The organism is Campylobacter sp. 107 (genome assembly GCF_002383835.1).
Classification (GTDB): Bacteria; Campylobacterota; Campylobacteria; order Campylobacterales; family Campylobacteraceae; genus Campylobacter_D; species Campylobacter_D jejuni.
The window spans coordinates 1-11,297 of sequence record NZ_NXBA01000082.1 but is presented as its reverse complement, the minus strand read 5'-3'; the positions used below and the strand labels follow the sequence as shown (position 1 = coordinate 11,297).

The following is an 11,297-nucleotide window of genomic DNA, read 5'->3' as shown; positions in this document are numbered from 1 at the left end:
AGCCACACAAACTCATAGTTATCTGGTAAAGGCAAATTCATCTCCCAAGCAAGTTCAGCAGGTATGTTATGATAATTGATTTTTTCATTTTTATCATTTAATTTCTTAGGATCAAGTAATGAAGGATAAGGATGGTTTTCTTTTTTGTATCTTTCTTTGAAATCATCTGATAATAACCATTCTTCTATAAGATCAAAATTTTGTATAAAATAATTAAAATTATGAAAGATATTATCCAATATTGCTCTATAATCTTGATGAATTTTTAATATATTTTTTATTCTTGAAAATTCTTTTAAAAATAATTGTTTATTATCTATCAAACCTTCAAGGATGCTAGAGTTAATCTGATCAAATTCTTTAAAAATTTCTCTAAAAATTTGAAATTCTTTATTTGCTTTTTTAATATTATTTTTTAATTTAAATCCAGATCCCTTATACCAATTCTGATAAGCTTTGATTAAAACTTCACCTAGCATATAAGACAAATGAAATTTATATTTTAAAGCTTGCTCATAATCACTACATGCTTCTAAACTTGGATATTTGAGTTGAGGAAAAACTTGTATGGTTTGTTGATAAATTTTTTGTTCTTTTTTGTGTTGTTTTTTAATTTTATAAAGTTTTTTAAATAATGCTATATACCCCCCCCCACTACTACTGTTTGCAAAATCAATCATAGCTTGACCTAGTTTGTAAGCAAGATGATTTTTTACTCTTTCTATAGCTGAGTTTGGATTATGCATAAAAGATTCCTTGTAAAAATTTATTTTTAATACAAAAATAAGCTATTATTATACATTATAATTATATAATAAAAACTAAAAGAAATGAAATTTAGTTTTTGTTATATGCAGCTAGGATATTAAAAAATGAAAATCGTAGGCGTAGTTATCCCAATCTATAATGTAGAAAAATATTTAAGAGAATGTTTAGATAGTGTTGTCAATCAAACTTATAAAAATTTACAAGTTGTACTTGTAAATGATGGAAGTACTGATGAAAACTCACTCAATATTGCAAAAGAATATACTTTAAAAGATGAAAGATTTATACTTTTTGATAAGGAGAATGGTGGACAAAGTACCGCAAGAAATGTAGGTATAGAATATTTTTCTGGTGATTTTTGTTTTAATATCATTAACGAAGAACTGCAAGTTGACAAGCATCAGTTGGTAGAATTTTCTATAAAAAATAATAATTCTCGTGCTATTCGCAAAATTTACAAAAGTTCTAATTATTTTGCAAATAAGAAAGAAGCGATCAATTTTAAAAATCCAAACATTGATTTTATTGTATTTTTAGATCCTGATGATTATTGGACATTAGATTGCATTGAAGAATGTATTAAAAGATCAGATAATATGGATATAGTTTGGTTTGACTATCAGATGTTTTATGATAATATTGAAGAAAAACATTATAAACATAAAACAAATTTAACAAAATCTCAAATGCAAATTTATGAATATTATAAACCAGAGAAAATTACATCCATGCAATGGCTTGAGAGATGTTTAAAAATTCAAGCCGACCTTCCTTTTTGGTGTGTGTGTGGGGGTATATATTCTTTTGCTTATTTGCAGAAAATAAAATTAAAATTTTTAGATGGCTTAATTCATGAGGATGTACATTTTGGGATGTTGCTTTTTGCTCAAGCTAAGCATATATATGTATTTCCAAAAGTTTTATATTATTATCGTATACGTTCAGCTTCTACTGCTTCTTATGATAAAATAACTACTAAGGCTAATATTACCCCCTATATTGAACATTTGTGTGATGTTTTTGATGGTGATGTTAAAGCAGCTAAAGAATATCATGCAAAAAGCAGTATTTTTTTAAATGCTTGGCATATTAGGGAATTTATTGCCAAGGAGTATGATAAAGAAAAAGGGAAATTGCTAGAAGAGGCGTTTTTTATGTTTTTATATTTTTGGTATTTTGATTTTGTGGAGTTAAAACATGATCCTAGAAGAATCAAAGAGCTTTTTAGAGAGCATAAGCCCATTTACGAATGCAATCATAAACGCTATCCCGAATTTGACTTTTTTTGTAAATATGGTTTAGTAAGATATAGAATCCAAAAACAACTTTCTTATAGAATAGGTTATGTTCTTACTCGTGTTAAAATTTATAATTTTTATTTAATTCCTTTTAGATTAATTTTAGAATTTATTAAATTTAAAATGGAAAAAAATAAAAAAAAGCTACCTAAATTAGATGAATATCCTGATTTTAATGATGTGAATCGGGTTAAAAATCATCTTTCTTATCTTATTGGCGAAGCTTTAATTAAGTCTATAAAACAATGGTATTTAGGCAAACCTTTGATTTTACCTTTTGCTTGGTATGCGATATACAAAAAAAAGAAAACAAAGAAGCCCGACTATAAAAAACAAGTTGCTCATAAACCTTATTTTATTCTTCCTGATCATACTTTGCTTAATATTTCTAAATATAAAAAAGCTATGCAAAGTTCTTTAAGTATTTATTCCAAATTTAATGATGCTTCTAGAGCTATAAACACTGATATAATTTGTGATTATGCTTTTTGCACTTCTAAAGATCGATGGTCTTGGTGGATTGTTGATTTACTTGATACTTATTTTTTGGAGAAAATTAGGATTTTAAATGTTAAGAATACTTTTTTAAGATCTAGTATGCGTGATATCAAAATTTATGTTTCAATCGATAATACACAATGGACACTTATTCCTCAAAATTTTTATATATGGAAATATAATAATTTTGAATGTGATGTTGTTATATCTAATAGAGTTGAAGCAAGATATATAAAAATACTTTTAGAAAGAAAGGTTCTTAGTTTGAGTAAAGTTGAAGTATTTAAAAAAAGAAAAAAAGGTTATATTATATCTTCTAAACCAGATGGATTAGGTATGAGAATAGCTAGCATTTTAGTAGGTATGTATTTAGCTAAAAAAATGAATTTCGAATTCGGATTTTTGTGGCATAACTCTATAGATTTGGCTTTCATGGGGATTACACAATCTTGCAAAGATGAAAAATTGAATTACTTAGGCAATTGTATGGATGAGGTTGATATTGTATTTGGTGAAAGTTTTATTGAGCAATATTTGTTACCATCAGAAGGACTAGAATATAGCCATGGTAATGCTATAAGAAAAGATAAAAGAACTTTTGAGTATCTGACAGATCAAGAAAATTTTGAAAAGGAATGGGGGTGGTATTCTACAGATATTTTGCCAAACTTATGGATCGAAGATTGTAAAGAGAGTGAGTGCTTACATGAAATACAACAGATTTATACTACAATTAATTTTTCAAAACAATATCAAGATATTTTAATTAAGGTTCAAGATGATATTGCGAAATTACAAGCCAAATTTATTGCTTTGCATATTAGAGGCGGGGATATTATTTTTTCAAACATAAGAAAAGCTCCTAGTTTTACTCCTGTTATAGAAAGGCTTTTTCCTTATGAGATTGCTTTAGAGATTGCTATAAAAGAATTGGATAAAAATAATAATATTGTAGTCTTTGGGCAAGATTTAAATGCTAATAAAGAATTGGTTGATTATCTAAAATCTTTTAAACAATATAATCATTTAAAAATTCTTGATATCAGTTCATTTATAGATCCTAATTATACTGAAATGCAAAGAGCCTTTTTTGAAATTAATTTTATGTCCAAAGCCGAAAAAATTTATTCAGCCAAAGAATCAGTTTTCTCAAAATTAGCAATGATGATTTCTGGAAGCAATAAGTTAATATCTTTTCATGATATTTTTTCAAAAGATGAGCAATTGAAATTGATAATTCAAAATATGAATAAATTGTCTTTACATTTTTTGCAAAAAGCTATGTCTTCATTTCGATTATTTCAACTTTCAAGAGAATTAAATTTGCCATTAGAAAATCAAATTAAATATCTTGATGAGGCTTTAAAATTAGACAATGATAATGATGGATATAGAATTTATAAAATGCAATGTTTATTTATGCAACAAGATTATAATCAGATTAATGAAAATATTAAAATAATTTTGGAAAACCGTTATGAGTCTTTTTTTCAAACCTTATTATCACATTCTTTAGGAGCTTTTAATGACTGTTATCAAGATTATATTAATTTCAATGATGAAAAATATCCATATATTTTTATCGTAGGATTTAAAATTTCTAGTTTTTTAGGCGACCTCAAAAGGGCTCAATATTTAAAATTGATCTTGCTAAAAAATAAAAACAATACTGAAAAAGACTTATTATTGAGATATTTAACTAATGATTGTTTTAGTGCTGTAGGCTATGTTAAATCAGATATCAGATATCAATTAGGGAATGCTTTGATTAAAATGGAAATTATAAAAACATTTCAGATTTTATATAGAGAAAAAAAACAAAATAAACTTCTTAGAGAACATCCTATTGGAAATTTAGACTTAAAATCTTGCTCAGATTATTATGAATCTCTAGAATGTAAAAAACATCTTTCTTATCAATTAGGAGATTTGATACTTAAAGCTCATCAAAACAGATATAAAGGAGCTTATTTTATTTTGCCTTATAAAATATACATGCTTTATAAGAATTTTAAATACAAAAAAGGAAAATAATGGCAATAGAATTTGATATACAAGAATCAAAAATTTTAAAAGGAGTGTATATTATAACTCCTAACAAATTTAGAGATTTAAGGGGTGAAATTTGGACAGCTTTTACAAGTGAAGCCATAGATAAACTCTTGCCAAATGGATTAAAATTTATACACGATAAATTCATACATTCTAAACATAATGTTATCCGCGGTATCCATGGCGATGTAAAAACTTATAAGCTTGCCACTTGTGTTTATGGAGAAGTGCATCAAGTTGTGGTTGATTGCAGAAAAGATTCACCAACTTATTTGAAGCATGAAAGATTCATCATAAATCAAGATAATCAGCAAATCATTTTAGTTCCAGCAGGTTTTGGAAATGCTCATTATGTTAGCAGTGAAAGTGCAGTGTATTACTATAAATGTGCTTATTTAGGAGAATATATGGATGCACATGATCAATTTACTTATGCATGGAATGATGAAAGAATTGGTATAGATTGGCCAACAAATTCTCCTATCCTTTCAGAGCGTGATATTTTAGCGATGAGTAAGGATAAATGATGCAAAAAGATTCTAAAATTTATATAGCAGGGCATGGCGGCACTTTGGGAAAAACTCTTTATAATACACTTATAGATGAGGGTTTTAATAATATTATCGTAAAAACAAGAAAAGAATTAGATTTAGTAGATCAAAAAGCTGTGACTGATTTTTTCGCAAAAGAAAAACCAGAATATGTTTTTTTATGTGCTGCCAAGCTTGATACCTTAGGGCTTTTTACTCCAGCCGATGTAATTTATGAAAATAGCGTACTTCAAGCAAATATTATTCATTCATCTTATCAAAATAATGTTAAAAAGCTAATTTTTTACGGTTCTGCTTGGGCTTACCCTCAAAAAGCTATAAATCCCATTAAAGAAGAGAATTTATTAGATGGAAAGCTAGATTTAAAAGCCGTTGCATATGGTTTACCAAAAATCATAGGAACAAAAATGTGCGAAAGTTATAATTTGCAATATGGAACAAATTTTATCACTTTGTATCTTGCAAATTTGTATGGAGAAACAACCGAGTTTGATTTACAAAAAGCAAAAGTTTTACCGGCTTTGCTTCGCAAATTTCATTTAGCAAAGCTTTTAGATGAAAATAAAATTGATGAGGTTTTGAAGGATTTGCAAATGAATTTCTTAGAGCAAGCAATGGAATATTTACAAAAATTTGGTGTAAGTAAAGATAGCGTAGAAATTTGGGGTAGTGGTAGTGTAATTAGGGAATTTATTCATGCAAAAGATTTAGTCGATGCTTCTATTTATGTGATGAAAAATATAGATTTTAAAGATATTGTTTCATCTAATGAACCGCATCTTAATGTAGGAAGTGGGGAATTTTTAAGCATAAAAGAACTTGCTTGTTTGATTAAAAATATTGTTGGATTTAAGGGTGAAATTATGTTTAACAATTCAAAACCAGATTCTACAATGGATAGAATGTTAGATAGTTCAAGATTGCAAAATTTAGGTTGGAAGGCAAAAATCAAGCTTGAAGACGGCATTAAAATGATGTATGAATGGTATTTAAAAGAGCAAAATATAAGACAATAGGATAAATCATGAAAAAAACAGCATTAATTACAGGATTTACAGGGCAAGTTGGCTCACAAATGGCAGATTTCTTGCTAGAAAACACAGACTATGATGTTATAGGTATGATGCGTTGGCAAGAACCTATGGACAATATCTATCATTTAAGCGATAGGATTAATAAAAAAGATAGAATCAGTATTTTTGATGCAGATTTAAATGATTGCTCTAGTCTTCAAAAACTTTTCGAGAGTCAAAGGCCTGATGTGATTTTTCACCTAGCAGCTCAATCTTATCCAAAAACTTCTTTTGATATACCTATAGAAACATTACAAACAAATATCATAGGAACAGCAAATATTTTGGAAAACATTAGAATTTTAAAGGCAAAAGATGGATATGACCCTGTAGTACATATCTGCTCTTCAAGTGAAGTTTATGGTAAAGCAAAAACAGGTGTTAAACTTAATGAAGAAACAGCTTTTCACGGTGCAAGTCCTTATAGTATAAGCAAAATTGGCACTGATTATTTGGGAAGATTTTATGGCGAAGCTTATAACATTCGCACTTTTGTTACAAGAATGGGAACGCATAGTGGCCCAAGAAGAAGCGATGTGTTTTTTGAAAGCACAGTTGCAAAACAAATTGCTTTAATTGAAGCGGGTTATCAAGAGCCTGTTATCAAGGTTGGAAATCTTTCGAGTGTAAGAACCTTTCAAGATTGTCGTGATGCTATAAGGGCTTATTATCTACTTTCTCTTGAGAGTCAAAAGGGTAATATTCCTTGCGGAGAAGCTTTTAATATAGCAGGAGAAGAGGCTTTTAAACTTCCTGAAGTTATAGATATATTGCTAAATTTTAGTGATATGGAGGGGGGGTATTGAGGTAAGACAAGTTGAAGATAGGATGCGTCCTATTGATGCTGACTATCAAATGTTTGATAATAGTAAAATAAAGAGTTTTATCGATTGGAAAGCTGAAATTCCTGTTAGACAAATGCTTAAAGATTTGCTAAATCATTGGAGAAATGAAATTAAGAGAGGCAGAATTCCTTTAAATCGATAAAACCATCGATTTAAAGGAAAAATATGTCAAAAAAAGTTTTAATTACAGGTGGTGCAGGTTATATAGGTTCGGTTTTAACACCGATTTTACTTGAAAAAGGTTATGAAGTTTGTGTGATTGATAATTTGATGTTTGATCAAATCTCTCTTTTATCTTGTTCTCATAATAAAAATTTTACTTTTATAAATGGTGACGCTATGGATGAAAATCTCATTAAGCAAGAGGTAGCAAAAGCTGATATTATTATTCCCCTAGCTGCTTTGGTTGGAGCTCCACTTTGTAAAAGAAATCCAAAATTAGCTAAAATGATCAATTATGAAGCTGTAAAAATGATAAGTGATTTTGCAAGTCCCTCTCAAATATTTATTTATCCCAATACAAATAGCGGTTATGGTATAGGAGAAAAAGATGCAATGTGCACTGAAGAATCTCCCTTGCGTCCTATCTCAGAATATGGGATCGATAAAGTGCACGCGGAGCAATATTTGCTTGATAAAGGAAATTGTGTAACTTTTCGTTTGGCTACTGTTTTTGGAATTTCACCTAGAATGAGACTTGATTTACTTGTTAATGATTTTACCTATCGTGCATATAAAGATAAATTTATAGTGCTTTTTGAAGAGCATTTTAGACGCAATTATATTCATGTTCGCGATGTGGTTAAAGGATTTATTCATGGAATTGAGAATTATGATAAGATGAAGGGTCAGGCTTATAATATGGGATTAAGTTCTGCAAATTTGACTAAAAGACAGCTTGCTGAAACGATTAAAAAGTATATTCCTGATTTTTATATCCATTCAGCCAGCATAGGCGAAGATCCGGATAAAAGAGATTATTTGGTTTCAAATGCTAAATTAGAGGCTACAGGTTGGAAACCAGATAATACTTTAGAAGATGGCATTGAAGAACTTTTAAGAGCGTTTAAAATGATGAAAGTTAATCGCTTTGCAAATGTTTAAATAATATTATATAGAAGTTAAGTATATTTTGCTATAATTTTTATAATAAATTATAGCAAAATAAGTAGTAATTCAATGAAAACTATACGCACGCAAACTCCTCTTCGCCTTGGTTTAGCAGGCGGGGGAACTGATATAAATTTATATTGTGATAAATACACAGGTTATGTTTTAAATGCGACTATATCTTTATATATACATTGCACTTTGATCGAAAGAGAAGATAGGAGAATCATTTTTGATTCCCCTGATACAAATTCTCATTGTGAGTATGAAAGCAAAGAATTCTTAGGAAATGATGGAAAATTAGATATTTTTAAAAGTATTTATAATCGCATTGTAAAAGATTTTACAAAAAAACCTTTAAGTTTTTCTTTGCATACATACTCAGATGTACCAAGTGGTAGTGGTTTGGGCGGAAGCTCAACTTTGGTTGTAGGGGTTATAAAAGCCTTTGCAGAATGGCTTAATCTACCTTTAGGAGAATATGAAATCGCTAAGCTTGCTTATGAGATAGAAAGAGAAGATTTAGGCATAGTAGGCGGAGCACAAGATCAATACGCCGCAACTTTTGGTGGCTTTAATTTTATGGAATTTTATAATAATAAAAGAGTCATTGTTAATCCTTTGCGTATTAAAAACTGGATAGCTAGTGAGCTTGAAGCTAGAATTGTGCTTTATTTTACAAATATCACAAGAGAAGCAAAAGATATAGAAGAGCATAAAAAAGGAAAGCTCGGAGATGAAAAATCCCTTGAAGCTATGCACGCTATAAAACAAGATGCTATAAAGATGAAAGAAGCTTTATTTAAGGCGGATTTTGATACTTTGGCGAAAATTTTAGGCAAGTCTTGGCAGTCAAAAAAAATCATTTCAGAAATCGTTAGTAATGATGAGCTTGAAAGAATTTATAAACTAGCTATAGATAATGGAGCTTATAGTGGCAAAACTAGTGGAGCAGGAGCAGGTGGATTTATGTTTTTCTTTGTGGATCCTACAAAAAAATACAACTTAATCAAAGCTTTAAGCAAAGAGCAAGGTTATGTGCAAGATTTTTCATTTACAAAAGAGGGGGTTAAATCATGGAGAATTTAAATTCTTATATAAAAGAACATTTTCAAGAATCAATTTTAGTAAAAGAGCAAATTTTAAAAGATGAGAATTTGATAACTCTTATTAAAAATGCTTCATTAGAAGTCATAAAAGCTTATAAAAATGGTAACAAAACTTTACTTGCAGGAAATGGTGGCAGTGCTGCAGATGCACAGCATATCGCAGGGGAATTTGTAAGTAGGTTTTATTTTGATAGACCTGGTATCGCAAGTATTGCACTTTCAACGGACACGAGTATATTAACTGCTATTAGCAATGATTATGGTTATGAAAATTTATTTGCAAGACAAGTGCAAGCGCAGGGTGTTAAAGGAGATGTTTTTATAGGAATTTCTACAAGTGGAAATAGTAAAAATATTTTAAAGGCTTTAGAGCTTTGCAAGCAAAAAGAAATCATAAGCATAGGCTTAAGCGGAGCTAATGGCGGGGCTATGAATGAGCTTTGTGATTATTGTATAAAAGTACCTTCAACTTGCACACCAAGAATTCAAGAAGCACATATTTTAATAGGACATATTATTTGTGCTATCGTTGAAGAAGAGCTTTTTGGCAAAGGTTTTTCTTGCAAGCAATAATACTTTGTGGCGGCTTAGGAACAAGGCTTAAAAGTGTTATAAAAGACATTCCAAAGCCTATGGCACCGATAAATGATAAGCCTTTTTTAGAATTTATTTTTGAGTATCTTAAAAAGCAAGGCATAAAAGAAGTTATCTTAGCGGTATCATACAAATATGAAGTGATAAAAGAGTATTTTAAAGATGAGTTTTTAGGCATAAAAATAAAATACAGTATAGAAAAAGAGCCTCTAGGAACGGGTGGAGCTATAAAAGAGGCTTTGAAAATTATAAAAAACGAGGCTTATGTTTTAAATGGCGATACTTTTTTTGGCATAGATTTAAGCAAATTAAAGCTAAATAGAAGTAAAATTTGCCTTGCTTTAAAACAAATGAATGATTTTGATAGATATGGCACAGTAAATGTTGATGAACAATGTCTTGTAATTTCTTTTGAGGAAAAGGTATTTAAAAAACAAGGTTTAATCAATGGTGGTATATACTTACTAAAAAAAGATATTTTTGATAAATTTGATTTAGAGAAAAAATTTTCTTTTGAAGAATTTTTACAAGAAAATTATATAAAATTAAAGGCTAGGGCTGAAATTTTTGATGATTATTTTATAGATATTGGTGTGCCCGAGGATTATTATAATTTTATAACCAACCAAAGCCATTTTTAAAGGAGAAACTCTATGCATAACCCAAACTCAGCTATAGAAAGAGTAAAAAATCATCTTGCTTACAAACTAGGTCAAGCTATGATTGATTTTGCAAACAGTAGTAGTGGGGGGGGGTATATAGCATTATTTAAAAAACTTTATAAAATTAAAAAACAACACAAAAAAGAACAAAAAATTTATCAACAAACCATACAAGTTTTTCCTCAACTCAAATATCCAAGTTTAGAAGCATGTAGTGATTATGAGCAAGCTTTAAAATATAAATTTCATTTGTCTTATATGCTAGGTGAAGTTTTAATCAAAGCTTATCAGAATTGGTATAAGGGATCTGGATTTAAATTAAAAAATAATATTAAAAAAGCAAATAAAGAATTTCAAATTTTTAGAGAAATTTTTAAAGAATTTGATCAGATTAACTCTAGCATCCTTGAAGGTTTGATAGATAATAAACAATTATTTTTAAAAGAATTTTCAAGAATAAAAAATATATTAAAAATTCATCAAGATTATAGAGCAATATTGGATAATATCTTTCATAATTTTAATTATTTTATACAAAATTTTGATCTTATAGAAGAATGGTTATTATCAGATGATTTCAAAGAAAGATACAAAAAAGAAAACCATCCTTATCCTTCATTACTTGATCCTAAGAAATTAAATGATAAAAATGAAAAAATCAATTATCATAACATACCTGCTGAACTTGCTTGGGAGATGAATTTGCCTTTACCAGATAACTATGAGTTTGTGTGGCT

7 protein-coding genes and 3 pseudogenes are annotated in these 11,297 nt (G+C 28.8%); 9 read left to right on the top strand and 1 reads right to left on the bottom strand.

Features of this window, described 5'->3' with window-relative positions:
- Positions 1–746: pseudogene (locus BGS40_RS09015) on the bottom strand (DUF2972 domain-containing protein); the annotation flags it as partial.
- A 126-nt stretch (positions 747–872) separates the two neighbouring features.
- On the opposite strand from BGS40_RS09015, the gene BGS40_RS09010 reads away from it, so the two are divergent.
- The 9 genes and pseudogenes from BGS40_RS09010 to BGS40_RS08970 all read left to right on the top strand — a co-directional run.
- Positions 873–4,598, top strand: a complete 3,726-nt coding sequence (locus tag BGS40_RS09010) for a glycosyltransferase (RefSeq protein WP_096738641.1) — start codon at positions 873–875, stop codon at positions 4,596–4,598.
- Entirely contained in the window at positions 4,598–5,143 is a 546-nt protein-coding gene (locus BGS40_RS09005) for a dTDP-4-dehydrorhamnose 3,5-epimerase family protein (protein WP_002858844.1), read from the top strand. Before BGS40_RS09010 ends, BGS40_RS09005 begins: the two co-directional genes overlap by 1 nt.
- Complete coding sequence (locus BGS40_RS09000) at positions 5,143–6,183, top strand: NAD-dependent epimerase/dehydratase family protein (RefSeq protein WP_096738640.1); 1,041 nt, start codon at positions 5,143–5,145, stop codon at positions 6,181–6,183. Before BGS40_RS09005 ends, BGS40_RS09000 begins: the two co-directional genes overlap by 1 nt.
- Before the next feature lie 8 nt (positions 6,184–6,191).
- Positions 6,192–7,227: pseudogene (locus BGS40_RS08995) on the top strand (GDP-mannose 4,6-dehydratase).
- Positions 7,228–7,250: 23 nt separating this feature from the next.
- A complete protein-coding gene (locus BGS40_RS08990) occupies positions 7,251–8,189 on the top strand; it encodes an NAD-dependent epimerase/dehydratase (protein ID WP_002858841.1) in 939 nt (312 codons plus the stop codon).
- Positions 8,190–8,264: 75 nt separating this feature from the next.
- Positions 8,265–9,284, top strand: a complete 1,020-nt coding sequence (hddA, locus tag BGS40_RS08985) for a D-glycero-D-manno-heptose 7-phosphate kinase (RefSeq protein WP_096738639.1) — start codon at positions 8,265–8,267, stop codon at positions 9,282–9,284.
- On the top strand, positions 9,272–9,877 hold the full coding sequence (gmhA2, locus tag BGS40_RS08980; protein ID WP_052779863.1) for a D-sedoheptulose 7-phosphate isomerase: 606 nt from the start codon (positions 9,272–9,274) through the stop codon (positions 9,875–9,877). Before hddA ends, gmhA2 begins: the two co-directional genes overlap by 13 nt.
- Entirely contained in the window at positions 9,865–10,539 is a 675-nt protein-coding gene (hddC, locus tag BGS40_RS08975) for a D-glycero-D-manno-heptose 1-phosphate guanosyltransferase (RefSeq protein ID WP_044306238.1), read from the top strand. Before gmhA2 ends, hddC begins: the two co-directional genes overlap by 13 nt.
- Positions 10,540–10,551: 12 nt before the next feature.
- A pseudogene (locus tag BGS40_RS08970) lies at positions 10,552–11,297 on the top strand (DUF2972 domain-containing protein); the annotation flags it as partial.